At 58.4% G+C, this 17,229-nt stretch carries 17 protein-coding genes and 2 tRNA genes; 5 read left to right on the forward strand and 14 right to left on the reverse strand.

What is annotated here, in order from left to right; all coding sequences use genetic code 11:
• The first annotated feature begins 40 nt into the window (after positions 1–40).
• From BLU11_RS10990 to BLU11_RS11000, 3 genes are all read left to right on the forward strand, one after another.
• On the forward strand, positions 41–1,159 hold the full coding sequence (locus BLU11_RS10990) for a DUF3182 family protein (protein ID WP_090273385.1): 1,119 nt from the start codon (positions 41–43) through the stop codon (positions 1,157–1,159).
• A complete protein-coding gene (locus tag BLU11_RS10995) occupies positions 1,135–1,884 on the forward strand; it encodes an alpha/beta hydrolase family protein (protein ID WP_090273386.1) in 750 nt (249 codons plus the stop codon). The genes BLU11_RS10990 and BLU11_RS10995 overlap by 25 nt, the downstream gene beginning before the upstream one ends.
• A 70-nt stretch (positions 1,885–1,954) precedes the next feature.
• The gene (locus tag BLU11_RS11000; protein WP_231702192.1) at positions 1,955–2,644 is read left to right on the forward strand and encodes a DUF4142 domain-containing protein; all 690 of its coding nucleotides are present in this window, start codon (positions 1,955–1,957) and stop codon (positions 2,642–2,644) included.
• 58 nt (positions 2,645–2,702) lie between these two features.
• Here BLU11_RS11000 and BLU11_RS11005 read toward each other — a convergent pair whose 3' ends face one another.
• The 4 genes from BLU11_RS11005 to BLU11_RS11020 all read right to left on the reverse strand — a co-directional run bounded on the left by BLU11_RS11005 (position 2,703) and on the right by BLU11_RS11020 (position 5,146).
• Positions 2,703–4,328 carry an FMN-binding glutamate synthase family protein gene (locus tag BLU11_RS11005; protein WP_090273387.1) on the reverse strand — a complete coding sequence of 542 codons (1,626 nt, stop codon included), beginning with the start codon at positions 4,326–4,328 and terminating at the stop codon, positions 2,703–2,705.
• Between the two features lie 90 nt (positions 4,329–4,418).
• Positions 4,419–4,495, reverse strand: a tRNA-Asp gene (locus BLU11_RS11010).
• Between the two features lie 13 nt (positions 4,496–4,508).
• Positions 4,509–4,584, reverse strand: a tRNA-Val gene (locus BLU11_RS11015).
• Positions 4,585–4,726: 142 nt separating this feature from the next.
• Positions 4,727–5,146, reverse strand: coding sequence for an HPF/RaiA family ribosome-associated protein (locus BLU11_RS11020; protein WP_090273388.1), 420 nt, complete (start codon positions 5,144–5,146; stop codon positions 4,727–4,729).
• A gap of 223 nt (positions 5,147–5,369) precedes the next feature.
• Between BLU11_RS11020 and BLU11_RS11025 the strand changes: the two genes are divergently transcribed.
• The gene (locus tag BLU11_RS11025; RefSeq protein WP_090273389.1) at positions 5,370–6,230 is read left to right on the forward strand and encodes an alpha/beta fold hydrolase; all 861 of its coding nucleotides are present in this window, start codon (positions 5,370–5,372) and stop codon (positions 6,228–6,230) included.
• A gap of 38 nt (positions 6,231–6,268) precedes the next feature.
• On the opposite strand, the gene BLU11_RS11030 is transcribed toward BLU11_RS11025, so the two are convergent.
• From BLU11_RS11030 to BLU11_RS11075, 10 genes are all read right to left on the reverse strand, one after another.
• Complete coding sequence (locus tag BLU11_RS11030; RefSeq protein WP_090273390.1) at positions 6,269–6,592, reverse strand: hypothetical protein; 324 nt, start codon at positions 6,590–6,592, stop codon at positions 6,269–6,271.
• 85 nt (positions 6,593–6,677) lie between these two features.
• Positions 6,678–8,096, reverse strand: coding sequence for a sigma-54-dependent transcriptional regulator (locus BLU11_RS11035; protein ID WP_090273391.1), 1,419 nt, complete (start codon positions 8,094–8,096; stop codon positions 6,678–6,680).
• Complete coding sequence (locus BLU11_RS11040) at positions 8,093–9,292, reverse strand: sensor histidine kinase (protein WP_090273392.1); 1,200 nt, start codon at positions 9,290–9,292, stop codon at positions 8,093–8,095. The genes BLU11_RS11035 and BLU11_RS11040 overlap by 4 nt, the downstream gene beginning before the upstream one ends.
• Before the next feature lie 110 nt (positions 9,293–9,402).
• On the reverse strand, positions 9,403–10,908 hold the full coding sequence (locus BLU11_RS11045; protein WP_090273393.1) for a sigma-54 dependent transcriptional regulator: 1,506 nt from the start codon (positions 10,906–10,908) through the stop codon (positions 9,403–9,405).
• A gap of 216 nt (positions 10,909–11,124) precedes the next feature.
• Positions 11,125–11,421 (reverse strand): flagellar protein FliT, encoded by a 297-nt coding sequence (locus BLU11_RS11050; protein WP_157718660.1) that lies wholly within the window; start codon positions 11,419–11,421, stop codon positions 11,125–11,127.
• Between the two features lie 19 nt (positions 11,422–11,440).
• Complete coding sequence (fliS, locus tag BLU11_RS11055; protein WP_090273395.1) at positions 11,441–11,821, reverse strand: flagellar export chaperone FliS; 381 nt, start codon at positions 11,819–11,821, stop codon at positions 11,441–11,443.
• A gap of 193 nt (positions 11,822–12,014) precedes the next feature.
• Positions 12,015–12,383 (reverse strand): flagellar export chaperone FliS, encoded by a 369-nt coding sequence (gene fliS, locus BLU11_RS11060; RefSeq protein WP_090273396.1) that lies wholly within the window; start codon positions 12,381–12,383, stop codon positions 12,015–12,017.
• The gene (fliD, locus tag BLU11_RS11065; RefSeq protein WP_090273397.1) at positions 12,383–13,828 is read right to left on the reverse strand and encodes a flagellar filament capping protein FliD; all 1,446 of its coding nucleotides are present in this window, start codon (positions 13,826–13,828) and stop codon (positions 12,383–12,385) included. The genes fliS (BLU11_RS11060) and fliD overlap by 1 nt, the downstream gene beginning before the upstream one ends.
• A gap of 136 nt (positions 13,829–13,964) precedes the next feature.
• Positions 13,965–14,324, reverse strand: a complete 360-nt coding sequence (locus tag BLU11_RS11070; protein ID WP_090273398.1) for a flagellar protein FlaG — start codon at positions 14,322–14,324, stop codon at positions 13,965–13,967.
• A gap of 73 nt (positions 14,325–14,397) precedes the next feature.
• A complete protein-coding gene (locus tag BLU11_RS11075; RefSeq protein WP_090273399.1) occupies positions 14,398–16,725 on the reverse strand; it encodes a flagellin N-terminal helical domain-containing protein in 2,328 nt (775 codons plus the stop codon).
• Positions 16,726–16,803: 78 nt separating this feature from the next.
• On the opposite strand from BLU11_RS11075, the gene BLU11_RS19280 reads away from it, so the two are divergent.
• The gene (locus BLU11_RS19280; RefSeq protein WP_157718661.1) at positions 16,804–16,965 is read left to right on the forward strand and encodes a hypothetical protein; all 162 of its coding nucleotides are present in this window, start codon (positions 16,804–16,806) and stop codon (positions 16,963–16,965) included.
• Positions 16,966–17,229: the final 264 nt, after the last annotated feature.

Raw genomic sequence — 17,229 nt, forward strand, 5'->3', positions numbered from 1 at the left:
CGTGCGATACAGAGCACATCGATATCCGGGGGAGCGCTCATTGGATACCTTCACCTCGTCAGGCAAATCCGCCGTGGCGCTGCTCGCCACAGGGGAGCCGACATCAGCACATGAACAGCATGTGCATAAGCATCTGGGGACCAGGATTGCCGCCCTGCTCGGTATCGAGTTTGCCGAGCTGCGCGACGCTGGCCAGGTAATTCCGCCGGGGCTGTACGTTATTCCCTATACCACCCTGGTCGCGCCGCAACCGACCATCAGTACCGACAATGACCTGTTCGGCGGTCTGGTAGCCCAGCCGTTCATGGCGACCAAGGCCATTTCCCACCCTCTGGTCAGCGATAACGCCACCGCGCCTACGGGCTGGACCGAGCGTTTCATGGAGGTGGCGGGAGATGTTGTGCTGCGTGGCTTCAGCGCGTTTGATGTGGACGATGCCCTGCGCGCCGGACAGATCCTGCTTCAACAGGGGCCGCTGCGCGCCAAGGAAGTGCTCGGCCGGGCCGGACGCGGGCAGCGGGTCATTCAATCAGTGGCCGAACTGGAAGCCTGGCTCGGCCAGCAGAATGCCTCCCTGGTTCGAAAGGACGGTGTGGTACTGGAGCAGAACCTGCTGTCGGTCAAAACCTACAGCGTTGGCCAGGTGCGCATTGCCGGCATCACAGCCAGCTACTTCGGAACCCAGAATCTGACCAGAGCCAATGACGGCGAAGCAGTGTATGGCGGTTCGGACCTGTGGTTGGTGCGCGGTGATTACGCTGCACTGTTGCAACAGATGAACGAGCCACTGGCGCGCGCAGCCATCAGGCAGGCGGCCCTCTATGAGCAGGCCGCCGAAGCCGCCTTTCCCGGCTTCATCGCCTCACGACGCAATTGCGATGTAGCCGTGGGAATCGACCCGACCGGGCAGCAGCGCAGTGGTGTGCTGGAGCAATCCTGGCGCATCGGCGGTGCCAGCAGTGCGGAAATCCATGCCCTGGAAGCCTTCGCCGCCGACCCGACATTGCAGCGGCTGCAGGCTTCCAGCTGGGAGGCCTACGGCGATACACCGATCATTCCGCAAGGGGTGTCGGTGCTGTATCTGGGTGATGCCCCGTCGACCGGCCCCATCACCATCGGAGTGAGGATCAGCCCATGGCAGCAACCAGCGAAACCATAGAGCTCACCGTGGAGAATGAGCAGATTGCCGGCACCCTGCTCGCCCCCCACCATCAGATGCCCGGCATTCTCTTCGTGCATGGCTGGGGTGGCAGCCAGACCCGCGACATGATGCGCGCCAAGGGCATTGCCGGCCTCGGCTGCGTGTGCCTGACCTTCGACCTGCGCGGTCACGAGAAAACCCTGCTGCAGAAGCAGACTGTGACCCGAGGACACAACCTGGAAGACATTCTCGTCGCCTACGATCGCCTCGCTGAACACCCTTCCACAGACCCAGACCGCATAGCTGTCATCGGCACCAGCTATGGCGGCTACCTGGCAACCATTCTCACCACCTTGCGGCCGGTACGCTGGCTGGCGATGCGGGTACCGGCGCTGTATTGGGATGAGCAATGGAATCTACCCAAGCAACAGCTGGACCGTCAGCAGCTGATGCAATATCGACAAAGCATCCTCGGCCCGCTGGACAATCGTGCACTTGGCGCGTGCGCCACCTTCGAGGGCGATGTGCTGATCGTCGAGTCCGAACATGATGAACATGTACCGCACGACACCATCATGAATTACCGCTCGTCCTTCCGAAAAGCACACTCGATGACCCATCGCATCATCGACGGTGCCGACCATGGCTTGTCCAGCGAGCGATGCCAGCAGGCCTACACCACCATCCTGAACAATTGGATCAGCGAGATGATCATTGGCGACCGGATTGGTCACTTGTCGTGATGATTTAGGTTGAACCTTGGTGGCCGGTTTTTTCTCTATTCAAATACATACCCGAAAGTAGAGGTGAGATATGCATAACGCAAAACCGACACACTTGAAGCTCCTGGCCTGCGCCGTGATGTCAGTGGCTCTGGGTTGCGGAACCGCAGTCGCCCAGACGACCAGCAACGAACCGACACATGGGATAGACCGATCCACCCAGACTTCCGGCCCGACCGGTACACCAGCCACCACTGGTGATGGCGGCAGCGCTGATACCACCGGCGCCATTCGCAGCCACGATGAGGTCGATGGTGGTATGGCGGGTATGAATACTGATAACGACACCATTGATGCAGAGGATTTCCTCGAGGAAGCCTCGGCCAAGGGTGTAGCGGAAATTGAAACCGGCCAGAAAGCCCTGGAAGAGTCTCAATCAGCTGAAGTCAAGAAATTCGCCGAGAGGATGATCAAGGATCATGCGGCGGCCAATGAGAAGATGGCCGAACTCGCTGCATCCAAGAATCTGGAAATCTCCGATGAAGCAACCCTGATGGACAAGGCCAAGACCATGATCCTGGAGGCCCGTGAGGGTGAGTCATTCGATGCGGCCTACGCCAACAATCAGGTTGCCGCGCATGAACAGACCATTGAGCTATTCGAAAAAGCCGCACGCTCGGATGATGCCGAAGTAGCCGCCTTCGCCAAGGAGACCCTGCCGAAACTCAAGGATCACCTGAAGCAGGCCCAGGCGCTGGTCGAGGCCACCCCAGAAGACTGACATCGAATGCTCCTTCGATGATTCGGGGCCCGGACTATTCCGGGCCTTTTTTTGTCTCTCAGCTGGCCGCCGCCGGTGCAGCCGCCTCGAAACTGTCCGCCCGCGCCATCGACCACATCCGCTGATAGAACTCCCCCTCTACTTCCCCGCTGAGCAGCGCGCCCGGCTTGAGGTAGACATGCATCTGGGAATACAGTTTGATCTCGGTAGCGGACAACCTGTGCACCAGAAAGCGCGGCTCCAACTGGGCTGGGTGAGACAAGCCCGCCGCCGCCAGCATCTCGGATAACGCAATCATGGTGTTGCGATGGAAGTGATACACCCGCTGCGCCTTGTCCGGGACCACCAGCGCACGCTGGCGCAGCGGGTCTTGGGTGGCAACACCGGTCGGACAGGTATTTGTGTGGCAGCTGCGTGATTGGATGCAGCCGATGGCAAACATGAAGCCCCGAGCAGAGTTTACCCAGTCAGCTCCTATCGCCAACACCGAAGCAACATCGAATGCGCTGATGATCTTGCCACTGGCGCCGATACGGATCTGATCGCGCAACCCGACGCCCACCAGCGTGTTGTGCACGAACATCACTCCCTCGCGCAGCGGCGCACCAATATGGTTGGTGAACTCCAGCGGCGCCGCTCCGGTCCCGCCCTCCTTGCCGTCGACCACGATGAAGTCCGGCACTATGCCGGTGTCCAGCATGGCCTTGGCGATGGCCATGAACTCCCACGGGTGCCCCAGGCACAGCTTGAACCCGACCGGCTTGCCTTCAGCCAGATCCCGCAGGCGCTGAATGAACTGCAGCAGCTCCACCGGTGTGGAAAAGGTCGTGTGCCGCGCCGGCGAAATACAGTCCTGGCCCTGCGGAATGCCCCGGGTAGCGGCAATTTCCGCACTGATCTTGTGCTTGGGCAGAATCCCACCATGCCCGGGCTTGGCGCCCTGGCTCAGCTTGATCTCGATCATCTTCACCTGAGGTCGGCGCGCTTGAGTCGCAAAACGCTCCGGATCAAAGGCGCCATTCTCATCCCGACAACCGAAATAGCCGCTGCCCAACTCCCAGATCAAATCCCCGCCGTGCTCAAGGTGATAGGGGCTGATGCTGCCCTCCCCAGTGTCATGCGCAAAGTTGCCCAACCGCGCGCCTTTGTTCAGCGCCTCGATGGCATTGGCGCTGAGCGAGCCGAAGCTCATGGCGGAGATATTGAATACCGATGCCGAATATGGCTGCAGACACTGCGGCCCACCGATCGCTACGCGAAACTCATCCGGATTGCCGTGCACCACCGGCAACATGGAATGGCTGATGAATTCATAACCGACCTGATTGACATCCTTCAGGGTGCCGAAGGGCGTATCCGCTGTCTGATTCTTGGCGCGGGCATACACCAGCGAACGCTGCGCCCGGGAAAACGGCAGCTGCTCGTTATCACTCTCGATCAGATATTGGCGGATTTCCGGGCGGATGCTTTCCACCAGATAACGAACGTTGCCGAGAATCGGATAATTGCGCCGCACGGCATGCTTGTGCTGTAGCAGATCAAACACCCCGAGCAGGCTGAGCGCACCGGTGAGCAGGGTAAACGGCCACAGCCAGCCCTCCACGAACAGAAACGGCAGACTGACAAGGGTGAACAGGACACACACAGCGAAGAAGGTGTAGCGATTGAACAATGACAGATTCATTCCAGCTCCCGGCGACAGATCAGTCCCCGAGTCTAGCAGGAGCGCACAACGAAAAAACCCTCGCATCTTGCGATGCGAGGGTTTTGAATATGGCGCAGTGGACGGGACTCGAACCCGCGACCCCCGGCGTGACAGGCCGGTATTCTAACCAACTGAACTACCACTGCGCGTTACCTCGAGTGGTGGGTGATGACGGGATCGAACCGCCGACCCTCTGCTTGTAAGGCAGATGCTCTCCCAGCTGAGCTAATCACCCATATGCTCTCGAAGTGGAGCGCATTCTAGACAGGTTTTTTGCTTCTGGCAATCACTACCGTTGTTCAAATGTGTGAACAGAGCCCAACCAGTCCAAAAAAGAAATGCGGGCAGCAAGCGAACCCCTGCTGCCCGGTGGCGAATTACTCGCCGGCGCTGCGCGATTGCTCGTCAGCAAGAAAATCCTCTTCCAGCAAAGCATCCTGATCCGCTGGGTCCACTGGCTCGGGAGCCAGCTGTGGAGAAACGCGTTTGGCGCGTAATTTACCGTATAGGGTGGTCAGCGAGGTGTTGAGCTTTTCGATGGCCCCATCGACCGCCAGGTGAACCGATTCCGCCTTATGCGTGACGGAGACGGGCTGCTGACCCTTGGGCCGCGCTTCTATCTGGCAACGCTTGTCGTGGGGGCCAGCCTTGTCGCCATTCTCGTCGGCGATATGCACGACGACCCGGGTCACCACATCATCAAAGCGCTCCAGCTTGCTGCTGATACTGGCACTCACCCACTCCGCCAGTTGAGCACTGCCTTCAACGTGATTGTCGCCATGAACCTGAATTTGCATAAGCTTTCCCTCTTCATCTTGATTCGGAAACCTGCACTTAACTACAGTATGACCAGACTACGCCATCCTGCCCAGGATTGGCATGATTCATATCAACTTATGCCATAACGCGCCTTTCGGCCCCCTTCAGAAATAACATTCCCGAAGCACAGGTGAAACCGACCTGTAACCTCAGTGAGGTTAACTACACCCCAGTGACGTTCATCTTTACGAGGTGTGGGACATGTATGCAGAAAAGGCGGTGGTGCAGGTGCATGGCGACCTGAAGGTGCAAACGCGCTTCTACCCCAACCCGCGTAGCGACAGCACCATCATCCTGGTCAACGGCTCACTGGCGACCAGCGCCTCCTTCCACCAGGCCCTGCGCTTTTTGCAGCCGCTGTTCAATGTGGTGCTGTTCGACCAGCCCTATTGCGGCATGTCGCGCCCACACAATAAATCCCTGCGCATGCTCGGCAAGGAAGATGAAGCGCTGATTCTGCTCGATCTGATCGAGCATTTCCGTGCCGATCAGGTGATGTCGTTCTCTTGGGGTGCGGTATCGACGCTGCTGGCGCTGGCGCAACGACCGGCACGCATCAAACGGGCGGTCATCAGCTCGTTCTCACCGGTGCTGAACCGGTCAATGATGGATTATCTGATAACCGGCCAGGAATACCTGGCAGCCTGTGATCGACACAAAATCGCCACCTTGGTCAATGACACCATCGGCAAGCATCTACCACCGCTGTTCAAGCGCTGCAATTTCCGACATATATCCACACTGGAAGTGCACGAATACGCCCAGATGCTTCACCACATCCGTCAGGTTCTGAACCTGGATCCCGACCGCTATATGCAGTGCGTGGGCAACATAGATGTGCCGCTGCTGTTTCTCAATGGCGAGCTGGATGAGTACACCACCCCGACGGACGCGCTGTATTTTGCTGATCTGGCGCGCCGCTCGGAATATGTGACCATCCGCAATGCCGGGCACTTTCTGGAAAGCGAACATCAGACCGCCTGGGAAGATGTGCGTGAAGCCACGGAGCGGTTTCTATTGGCGCCTGACGCCGAGGATGTACGCCTGGCGATGGTCAGCTGAGTCGTCCCTGACTGAAACAAGGCGCGCGCGGCGACACCTCAGAGCCCATCACCTCTGGGCTCTGTCGTTGTATCACTGTCAACACCCGGGTCAACCTGCTCATTAGGCAACCCACCCGGCTCGGTACCCAACCCGGGATCCCTGTCCAGCTCGTCGCGCAGATTATCGTCCTCCGGCATCATCGGCTCATTGGTGGGCGCAGGGGTGTCATTCATCGGGAGGTCGGCAGGGTCAGCCGGCGTACCGTAGGCTTCTTCCGCTGGCACCTCGTTGTCCATAGGTAAAGTCGTGTCAGGATCGTCGTCGCCACAGCCTGCCAACACCAAAGCAAACAGGGGAATGCTCAGATAAGTAAGTCGCATGGAATTCTCCACATGTAATGGGTCCATGCGTTTGGACAGGCCTTGAACGCACAAGTGCCAATTTAAACCGACACCGGCCCCGTCCTCACCCTGCAAATAACTTCCCTTCCACATCCAACCCCGCATCCCGCATCTGCGCCAGCTTGTAACGCAGCGTCCGTGGGCTGATACCAAGTCGTTCGGCGGTTTCCTTGCGGCGGCCGCGTTCGCTGCGCAGGGTATCAATGATCAGCTGATACTCGCGCTGTTTCACATCATGCCCCAGGCCACTGCCGACCGCAGGTATAGGCGATGCCACAGCCGGCTGACTGGCCACCGCAGGCGCAGTAACAGGCGGCACCCAGGCATCATTCGGCATGATCGCCGTGCCAGGCGCAGTCGCCAGACACAGATCCAACGCCCGAATCACCCCACCCTGCTGCAGTATCAGTGCCCGCTGCACGGCGTTGTCCAGTTCACGCACGTTGCCCGGCCAGGCATGTTGCTGCAGTGCCTGGCAGGCATCTGCAGCAAAGCGCACCGGGCTCTGGTTCATCTTGCCGATATGCTTGGCCAACAGCCGCTCGGCAATCGGCAGAATATCCGCCGGACGCTCGCGCAACGGCTGCCACTGCAGCGGGAACACACCCAGGCGATAATACAGATCCTCACGGAAACGCCCGGCAGCCACTTCGCCAGGCATGTCCCGGTTGGTGGTAGCGATAATGCGGATATCCAGCTGGATCAGCTTGCGCCCCCCCACCCGCTCAACCTCACGCTCCTGAATCACCCGCAACAGCTTGGCCTGCAACGCCAGCGGCATTTCCGAGATTTCATCCAGCAGCAGCGTACCGCCATTGGCCTGCTCAAACTTGCCCGGCGCCGCAGCAACCGCACCGGTAAAAGCGCCCTTCTCATGCCCAAACAATGTCGCCTCGAGCATGTTCTCCGGAATCGCCGCGCAGTTGATGGCGATATACGGCTGACTGGCACGGGGTGACTGCTGGTGAATGTAGCGCGCCAGCACCTCCTTGCCCGTGCCGGATTCACCGGAAATCAACACGGTCGAATCACTGGCCGCCACCCGCTGCGCCAACTGCAACAACTGCTGACTGGATGGATCAACCGCCACCGGCCCATTATCCGCCCCACCCCGCAACCGGCCCTGGGCATGCAGGGCAACCAGATCTAACAATGCAGACGGCTCGAAAGGCTTGACCAGATAGTCCACCGCACCCTCACGCATGGCTTCCACGGCATTCTGCACCGTGCCATAGGCGGTCATCAGCAGCACCGGCAATTGCGGGTGACGCTCGCGCAATACGCGCAGCAGCGCATGCCCGTCCATGCCCGGCATGTTCACATCACTGATGACCATAGCCACGTTGTGCCGCTGCAGCACCGCCAGCGCCTGCTCACCATCCGCCGCTTCCAGATAGTCGTAACCGCCCAACAACAGGGTATCGGCCAGCGCCTCACGCAGCGCCTTGTCGTCTTCCACCAATAGAATGCGTGGGCCTGTCATACCAAAGCTCCTCCAGCGATCACCAAGGACTGAACCGGCAAGACCAGTTCAGCCCAGGTGCCCTGCCCTGCCCGGCTGCGCAACAGAAACGCGCCACCATGGGCATGGGCAACCGACTTCACCACAGACACACCCAGCCCGGTGCCCTGGGCACGGGTGGTATAGAAAGGTTCACCGATCCTGGCCAATTCAGCCGGCGTCATGCCGCGTCCGACATCCACCACGCTCAGGCTCAACCGCCCTTCCTGCAGGCGCTGGCAGACCTTCAGCCGGGCCGCCGGCGTACCCGCCTGAATGGCATTATCGATCAGGTTGAGTGCCGCGCCGATCAGGGTTTCCCGGTTGCAATGCAACTGCACGCCGGGCGGACAGCGATCCACCCAGCGACAATCTGCCCCGGACTCGCCGATCAGCGTTTCGGCCTGCTGTTGCAGGTCGGCAAAGAATTCATGTGCGGATAACCGATCCGTCAGCGGCAGATCGCCCTTGGCAAACAGCAGCATGTCACGCACCTGCTGCTCAATGGTCTGCAGACGGTCCTTTAGCCGCTGGCTGAAGCGCTGCCGGTGCGTCACCGACAGGTCCGGCTGGTGCAGATGGCTGGCATACAGCAAGGCGGTCGACAGTGGTGTACGGATCTGATGAGCCAGCGAAGCGACCATGCGCCCAAGCGCAGACAGCCGCTCATTGCGCGCCACCTGAGTTTGCAACTGGCGGGTTTCGGTCAGGTCGGTCAGCAGAATGATCTGGCCCGGCTCGTCACGCAGGGAACGGGTCGCCAACGAAACGCGACGGCCACTGCGCAGAGAGACTTCATGGTAATCGTCATCACGGGGAGCAAAACGGTCACGGATCAGTTCGCGCCAGAGCTGGCCTTCGAGGGGTTCACCGAGCAGTTCGCGGGCGGCCGGATTGGCCTCGCGCACCACACCGCGCCCATCCAGCACGATCACGCCACCGGGCAGCAGATCCAGCAGGTTCTGCAGACGGCCGGCCAGGCAGGCCTTTTCCGCCAGCTCGCGGGTGCGCTGGGCATTGACCTCAGCCAACTGCGCCTGCAACTGCTCGACCTGTTGTTCGAGCAGCCCGTGGGATTCACGCAGCTGGTCGGACATCCGACTGAACAGGTCATGGGCCTGCTCCAGTTTTTCCCTGTCCTGCGCGTTCTGCGACAGGTTCCTAGCGGTAACAGCCATCGGGGCTCCCCTGATATACACACTACTGCAGGGGATGAAAGCAAGGCTTATGCCATAACCAGAAATTACTTAAAAATCAAAATCTTAACGATAAACCAAACCAGGCGACGTCAGTCTTCTGACAGTTCCCGCCCAGCTCCGCCATCGATATCGCGCTGAATGCCATATTTGCGCATCTTCTCCACCAGGGTAGTCCGACGAATCCGTAGCCGCTCCGCCGCACGCGCCACCACATAATTAGCCTCGTTCAGCGCCTGCTGGATCAGGGTTTGTTCCAGGCCACCCAGATATTCCTTGAGATCCAACCCCTCGGGCGGCAGTCCGGCCAGATCGTTGAACCCGGGCATGCCGGGATTCCAGGGGTTTTCATCGCCCTCATTGCCATTACCGTTATCACGCAGTTGGCGCAGATCTTCCTGGTCATCCTCGACATAACGGAACTTGCGCGGCAACTCGCCAACACCGATCACCCCATGGGGATGCATGATCGCCATGCGCTCGACCAGGTTGGCCAACTCGCGCACGTTGCCTGGCCAGGGGTGCTGACACAGGGACATGATCGCCGCACTGCTGAAGCGGATCGAGCCGCGCTTCTCGTTTTCCAGCCGGGTGATCAGCTCGTTGAGCAGCAACGGCAGGTCTTCGATGCGCTCGCGCAGGGGCGGCATCTCGATCGGGAAGACGTGCAGGCGGTAGTACAGATCCTCGCGGAAGGTGCCATCGAGGATCATCTGCTCCAGGTTCTTGTGCGTGGCGGCAATGACGCGAACGTCTGCCTGTTGTGGCTTGTTACTGCCGACCCGCTCGAAGGTGCGCTCCTGCAGCACGCGCAGCAGTTTCACCTGCATGCTCATCGGCATGTCGCCGATTTCATCGAGAAACAGCGTGCCGCCGCTGGCCAGCTCAAAGCGCCCCGCCCGGCTGTTGATCGCTCCGGTGAATGCGCCCTTCTCGTGGCCGAACAGCTCGCTCTCCAGCAGCTCGGCCGGAATCGCCCCGCAATTGACGGGCACAAAAGGCGCGTCCTTGCGTTGCGAATGGTAATGCAGATTGCGCGCCACCACTTCCTTGCCGGTACCCGAGTCACCCAGAATCAGTACAGTAGCCTCGGTATCGGCCACCTGCTTCATCATCTGTCGCACCAACTGGATCGGGCGACTGGTGCCCACCAGACTGCGGAACAGATTCGGCTCGCGCTGGCGTTTGCGTTTGCGTTGGTGACCCTCGGCAAACACTTCACGATAGACCTGCGCCCGGTGCAGGGTATCCAGCAACTGGTTATAACTCAGCGGCGGCTCGATCACGCTCAGCAGGCGCTGGCGCAGATGCTCGGGCCAGCTGGCCGTCTGTTCCCGGCCCAGCATGACTACCGGCAGGTGCGCATCCCATTTATCGATCTGCTCCAGCAGCCCATCTGCGCCAACCGGATGCTGACACTGGCCCAACACCACACATTTTACCGCCGCGGCAGAAGGCAGATGCGCGTCCACGTCCTGCTGCCACGCGGAAGACGTAGTAAACAGCGTGTCTTCTCCGAGAAATTCGAGAATCAGGTTGAGGTTGTGGCGGCTTTGAGAACAATCGTCAATCAGGAGAATATGGCTATTGAGCTGCATGAGAGGCAGAGAGTCCTTTTGGTTTACACGCACAAAGCAATAGCGCTGGCACAGCGCCATAATTGCGGGTACAGGACACAAGGTAGAGCGATTAGACGCACCAGTCAAATACTTGGCGCACTTTCTGGCGTTATCGGTCGGATAACTTATTAGCAGCAGGAACTAATGTTACTTTTTGATGTCATGGTGCCAGAAAAGCTCATCTTGATCCCACCGTCAAGTAAACATCTGATAAACCTTGGCGCCCTGTTTGCTACGCTGCACACCCTGCAGCTCCTCAGCCAGCTTGCCCTGCACCGCCTGGCACAGACCGATAACCTCACGGTAGGTTTCTGACAGCGAACCCAGCAACTCGGCAAGCAGTGCCTCGTCACGGTCAGGTTGCGCCATGGCCTGCTGCACCAGCTCGCGGCACAACCGGTCCAGCTCACCCACCTGCTGCCAGTCACCTGCCTGCACAGCGGTGATCAGCGCCTTGTGGGTCTCCTGCAATTGTTCAACGGCAACGGCCATGGATAATCTCCTACAGAGCTCAGGACTGGCGAATGCCATCCCAGCCTTCTTTGATTTCACGCAACAGTCTGGCGACATCATCCAGCATGCTCGGGTCATTCTTCAGGTTAGCCTGACTCAGCCGCTGCTGCATGAAAGCGTAGAGATTATCCAGATTCGCCGCAATCTCGCCACCCTTCTCGGTATCCACCGCCTCACGCAGGCCACCAATAATGCCCATCGCCTTGCCAATCAGCTCACCCTTGAGCGCGATATTACCGTACTCCATCGCACCCTTGGCCTGCGCAATGCGCTGCAACCCGCCTTCCAGCAGCATCTGGATCAAACGATGCGGGTCAGCCTCACTCACCTGAGCGTTAACGTTGACGGTCTGGTACTGCTTCATTGCGTAGGCATTCATATGACAGGTTTCCTGAAGATCTGTTGCAGATACTTCAGTTATCGGCAGCGGGTGGGAAACTTGAGGGGGAATTTTGAAGCTAGCGGGCTTCCGGGCTGTAGCGCGCCTGCGCTACGCCTTACGGCCTAGCCCTCGACGCCCACAATACCACTGCTGAATCGGGACGTAGAGCGTGTGGAGCGATCAAAACGCCTTACTTCGGCTCGATCGCATCCCAGCCTTCCTTAATCTCTTCCAGCAACACCTGCACCTCATCCAACGACCGCGGCGTCTCATCCAATGCCACCCCTGCCAGCTTGCGGGTCATGTAGTCATACAAACCATCCAGATTCTCGGCAATCTCCCCACCCAGCTCCTTGTCCAGCGACGCCTGCAGCGCACCGATAATGCTGATGGTACTGCTCACCGCCACACCCCGACGCTCCGGATTACCGGTCGCCTGGGCATGACGCGCAAGCTTGATGCGCTCAATGGCACCATTAAGCAGCAGCTGAACCGCGCGGTACTGGGAGACTTCCTGGGCCAGGTTGACTTGTTTGTAGGTGTCGATGGGGCTTTTCATTATTTATCCTGTTTTACGACGCCAGGCAGGCTGTCGAGTTGGGCGGTCAGGAAGGAGCTGGTGCTGCTCATTTGCGATACCAGCGAGTCCATGGCGTTGAATTGTGCGAACAGGCGCGACTCCAGCTTGGTCAAGCGCATCGTCAGCGCCTCACGCTGATCATCCACGCTGGATATGGTGTTCTGCAGCGCCTTGGTGCGGTTGTCCAATACGCCACCGCTTTCGGTATACGGCTTCACCTTGTTTTCCAGCCGCGCCATCAACCCCTGCTCGCCGGTAAAGAAGGCGTTCACCTGCTCGAAGTTATTGTCCAGCGCCTTGTTCATTTTGGTGTTATCCAACGCCAAGGTGCCGTCGCGCTGTGTACTGACACCCAAGTCAGCCAGAATGCGGATACCCTGACCACTGGCCGGCGAACCCAGCTCACTTCGCATGGCGCTCATGAATGAACGTACCGATGCGTCGCCTACCAGCGCGGCAGCCAGTGGCTCGGTATCGTCGCCACCCACCTCTGTCACACTGGTCAGCGTATTCACGCTCCCCAGCATCTTGTTATAAGCATCGACAAAGTCGTTGATCGATTTACGAACGCCGGCCTTGTCCTCGGTCACACCCAGATTGATTGTCTCGGCATTGTCCTGGGCCTCTTCCGACTGCGCCTTGTTCAATGTCAGCGTCACACCTTCAATGGCGTCTTCAACGGTATTGCTGGCACTGCTCAGGTTGATACCATCAATCGCCAGATTGGCATCGCGTGAATAGCTGATGACCCGTGCTGCCCGGGGATCATCCGGGGTGATCGGTTCAAAATCAGCCTCAGTACCCGATGGCGGCGCAAACGCCAGCGTGTCCAGCTCACCAGTGGCATTCGATACCGCCACGCTGATGTCATTACCGGTGCCCGCCTCACTCGAACTCAACACCAACCGCGCCCCGCCCTCACCGTTCGGGTCATTGACGATGGTCGCACTCAGCCCGCTGTCCTTGCCCGCTGCGTTGATCGCATCGCGGATATCGGTCAGGCTGGCGTCGGACACGTCGATACTCAGCGACTCCTCGCCTGCATTGATGGTCAGAGTACCGCTGCCGATGGCGTCACTGGCACTATCAAAACCGGCCAGCGCCACCTTGCTGCTCTGCGCCAGGTTGAATACCTGCACGTTGTAATTGCCGGCAACGGCCTTGGAGTCCGCTGTGATGCTGACAATATCCGCTGCGCTGGAAGTAGCACTGCGCTTTTCAAACAGCGCCGGATCATTGAGCTTTTCGAGGGCAGTCTGAAAGGTCGACAACGCACTGCGGAACTGCCCCAGCGCAGATACCTTGGAGGTAGTGGTTTTTTCCAGCCGATCAAGCTGCGCCGTCTTCGGTGCCGCTTCCGCGTTCACCAGCGCCTTGACCATGCCGTTGACGTCCATACCTGAACCGATACCGGTAATTGCCATAACCCTACCCTCTGCGACCGTTTATTGACGCTTCGCTTGCAAAAATGAAAACCTCAAGCAATAAAGCACAGATCGTGCCAATACGCCCCCCTCTCCCCTCGCGGGAGAGGGGCCAGGGGAGAGGGGGAACCAACCCTCAAACCTCTCCCCGAAACAAAACACTGTTCATCTCAGCCAGATTCTCCGCCAGCCGCAACGCTTCCTCTGAAGGCATCTGCCGAATAACATCGCCAGTACTCGCCTCCGTCACCTTCACTACCATGCGCCCACTTTCATCATCCAGCTGAAACTGGATATTCCTAGCAGCCACATCCACATATTCCTGCATCTCCTCCACCGCCGCCAGCACCTGCTCGCGGTCCGGTTCGGTCATGCTGTCATTCTCCCGCGTCTCGCTCGCCGGTTGGGCGACAGTCACGGCTGTTATCTCGTTCGTTCTGGCAGCAGGCGCAACAGCCCCCACCCCAGCCCTGTTGTTGAGCGATCCCATATCCATGGTTTTTCCTCCACACAGGACAAAGCGGGAGAAGAGTCGCCCCTTCCCCCGCCAGTCATACTGCTAGCTTACCTTAGCCCAGCAGGCTGAGGACCGCTTGCGGCAGTTGGTTGGCCTGAGCCAGCATCGCAGTACCCGCCTGCTGCATGATCTGGTTCTTGGCCAGGTTGGCAGACTCTGCAGCATAGTCGGTGTCCATGATGCGACCGCGGGCGGCAGAAGCGTTCTCAGCAATGTTCTGCAGGTTGCTGATGGTGGAGTCGAAGCGGTTCTGCACCGCACCCAGCTTGGCGCGTTCGCTGTCGATTTGCTGCATGGCACCGTCGAGGACCTGGATGGCTTGTTGTGCGCCTTCGGCTGAGGTGATGTCGAGGTTAGAGACAGAGACCTCTTCCTCCACACCCTCAAACTTGCCTTCAGGTGCCGCTTCAACTGTGGTCTTCAATCCTAGCGCGGCCAGACCGGTACCGTCAGCACCGTCCTTGACCGTAAAGGACTCATTGCCCGAGAACAGCTCAAGCGTACCGTCACTCTTTACACTGGCGCTGACGCCGGTGCTGGCAGTGTTGATTGCAGTAGCAACCGCTTCCATATCGCTATTAGCAGCCAGCTTGACTTCAGTACCGTTCAGGTTGATCGAGGTGGCTTCCTGCAGCTTGGCTGAGGTGGTGCCAGAGGTCAGACCGATAGTACTCAGCGAGCCCGCAACATCATCAGCCAGCTCGATGCTCTCGCCCTTACCATCAGAGGAAGACAGCACCACGCGCCCGTTCTCGTCTTTAGCCGTCACGCCGGTTTCCGAAGTCTGATCGTTGATCGACTTCACCACCGCCGTAATATCATCACCCTTATTGAAGGAGATGGTGACATCGTTGAGCTTGAAGCTGCCATCTTTGGCTGCGCCGCCGTTGGAGGCTGCACCTGCTTCGACCGGCCTAGGGGTGGATCCCTCAGTCAGCCCCAGAGCATTGCTGGTAGCGCTGGCGACAATGTTGAAATCAACCTTCGAACCCAGTGCGAGTTCGCCCTGATCATTCACCGACGCTGTCACACCAGTAGTAGTGGTGTGCTCATTAATCTTCCCGACTACATCAGTCAGCGTATCGCCTGCGTCTAGCGTGATGCCGGTTTCACCAATGGTGAGGTCACCTGCGGCACCTACGTCAAGAATTGCGTCACGCAGGTTTGTGGTGCCGGTGACACTACTCCGAGAGGCAGCTCCAGTGGCATCGGCAACCAAGCCAGTGTTATTGCCAGCACCAGTAACATTAAAGGCTGAAGTACCTTGCAGCTTCAGAGCACCGGTCTCAGCATCCACACTCGCGGTTACGCCGGTATTTGTGGTGTGCGCATTGATCTGCTCAAGAACACCGCCGGCACCTTCAAGGCGACCGGTTCCACCTTCTGTTGGCGCCAGTTCAATATCGGTTACCGTACCACCAACATTCAGGCTAAGAGTGCCGCTGACTTTTGGCAGTGTAAACGCGCCTGCTGACCTGTCCTCAGCAGGCGTATTGCCAGTTGTCAATCCCAACGCCTCACTGGTAACGCTAGCAGTGACGGCAATGCTGTAATCCGAACTCAACTGAATATTACCATCGTCAGTAAGCTCAGCGTTTACACCAGTGGTAGAGGCTCGTTCGTTAATTTTTCCAACTACCGCTTCTGCATCGTCTCCTTCTGCCAGAGCTATATTGATGCCATTCAGATTCAGATCACCTGCGGTTGTGTCGCTCAGGGTAGCAGGTGGGGTCCCCACGATCGACGCATCACTCGACACTGCTATAGAAGCACCCGTCGCAGTAGACGGCGCGAATTTGTTGGCTGCACCTGTAACCGATGCACTCAGCATGCTTTCCCCACCGCTGACCTTGGCCGAGCTGAAGCTGCCTTTCAGCGCAGAAGCACTCACACTGCTCAGACCAAAGGACACTGTCTCGTTGGCATTGGAGCCGATCTGGAAGCTGGTATTACCCATGGAGCCGTCAAGCAGCTTCTTGCCACCGAAGGCAGTGGTTTCGGAGATACGGGTCAGCTCACCGGACAGCGAGGAGAATTCCTGTTGCAGAGCGGCACGCTCGGTTTCGCTGTTGGAACCGTTGGCCGATTGCAGAGCCAGGTCACGCATACGCTGCATGATGTTGGTCGATTCCTGCATCGCACCTTCAGCAGTCTGAGCGATGGAAACGCCGTCGTTGGCGTTCTTCACCGCCACGTTCAGACCATTGATCTGGTTGGTCAAACGGTTGGAAATCTGCAGGCCAGCCGCATCATCTTTCGCGCTATTGATCTGCGAACCGGTGGACAGACGCTCCAGCGAAGTAGCCAGTGCGTTGGTAGAACCACTCAGGTTACGCTGAGCGTTCAGGGAAGCAATATTGCTGTTTACTGTAAGAGCCATGAAGTAGTTCTCCGTTGACCAAAATCAATGTTTGCCTGAGCTTGCGACTCATGGGCCGGTCATCCCCAGGCACCCATAATGTTCGCGTTCAATCTCGTTATCGGCGTAGTGGCCAGGAGCTTTAATCTTTTTCAGGAAAATTTTTCTGACACCTTGACAGCCCCAAAAGCAACCGCCGCCGACACTCAAGGTATCGGACGTCAGGACAAAACCTTTAGCCCTCCTTTGGGGCAGGTTTAATTGGGGTCAGATGAGTGTTTAGCCCGGGCGCGCTTCAGGAAAAAAGGGTCAGGTACATCTACGCACTGACCCGGTGGATGCGGTGATGAAGGCCTTAGGAGTGGACAGAAATTGAACGAAGTCAAACGATGTCAATAGCGTTCATGGCAATGTGGAATGAATCAACTTACCTATGGCATTCTACTCAGTTAATACATGAGAAATGCCCCACTGAGGTTAAGCATGCCAAGCCAGCGTCCATTAAAGAAATTTGAAGTTACCTAT

The sequence above is a fragment of the Halopseudomonas litoralis genome, from assembly GCF_900105005.1.
Classification (GTDB): Bacteria; Pseudomonadota; Gammaproteobacteria; order Pseudomonadales; family Pseudomonadaceae; genus Halopseudomonas; species Halopseudomonas litoralis.

Coding starts and splice junctions, on each gene's coding strand:
- fliD (WP_090273397.1), bottom strand. CDS start 13,828: ATGGCAATTACCGGTATCGGTTCAGGTATGGACGTCAACGGCATGGTC.
- BLU11_RS11040 (WP_090273392.1), bottom strand. CDS start 9,292: ATGGCTGTTACCGCTAGGAACCTGTCGCAGAACGCGCAGGACAGGGAA.
- BLU11_RS11070 (WP_090273398.1), bottom strand. CDS start 14,324: ATGGATATGGGATCGCTCAACAACAGGGCTGGGGTGGGGGCTGTTGCG.
- BLU11_RS11025 (WP_090273389.1), top strand. CDS start 5,370: ATGTATGCAGAAAAGGCGGTGGTGCAGGTGCATGGCGACCTGAAGGTG.
- BLU11_RS11000 (WP_231702192.1), top strand. CDS start 1,955: ATGCATAACGCAAAACCGACACACTTGAAGCTCCTGGCCTGCGCCGTG.
- BLU11_RS10995 (WP_090273386.1), top strand. CDS start 1,135: ATGGCAGCAACCAGCGAAACCATAGAGCTCACCGTGGAGAATGAGCAG.
- fliS (WP_090273395.1), bottom strand. CDS start 11,821: ATGAATGCCTACGCAATGAAGCAGTACCAGACCGTCAACGTTAACGCT.
- BLU11_RS11020 (WP_090273388.1), bottom strand. CDS start 5,146: ATGCAAATTCAGGTTCATGGCGACAATCACGTTGAAGGCAGTGCTCAA.
- BLU11_RS11045 (WP_090273393.1), bottom strand. CDS start 10,908: ATGCAGCTCAATAGCCATATTCTCCTGATTGACGATTGTTCTCAAAGC.
- BLU11_RS11075 (WP_090273399.1), bottom strand. CDS start 16,725: ATGGCTCTTACAGTAAACAGCAATATTGCTTCCCTGAACGCTCAGCGT.
- BLU11_RS11030 (WP_090273390.1), bottom strand. CDS start 6,592: ATGCGACTTACTTATCTGAGCATTCCCCTGTTTGCTTTGGTGTTGGCA.
- BLU11_RS19280 (WP_157718661.1), top strand. CDS start 16,804: ATGTTCGCGTTCAATCTCGTTATCGGCGTAGTGGCCAGGAGCTTTAAT.
- BLU11_RS11035 (WP_090273391.1), bottom strand. CDS start 8,096: ATGACAGGCCCACGCATTCTATTGGTGGAAGACGACAAGGCGCTGCGT.
- BLU11_RS11050 (WP_157718660.1), bottom strand. CDS start 11,421: ATGGCCGTTGCCGTTGAACAATTGCAGGAGACCCACAAGGCGCTGATC.
- fliS (WP_090273396.1), bottom strand. CDS start 12,383: ATGAAAAGCCCCATCGACACCTACAAACAAGTCAACCTGGCCCAGGAA.
- BLU11_RS11005 (WP_090273387.1), bottom strand. CDS start 4,328: ATGAATCTGTCATTGTTCAATCGCTACACCTTCTTCGCTGTGTGTGTC.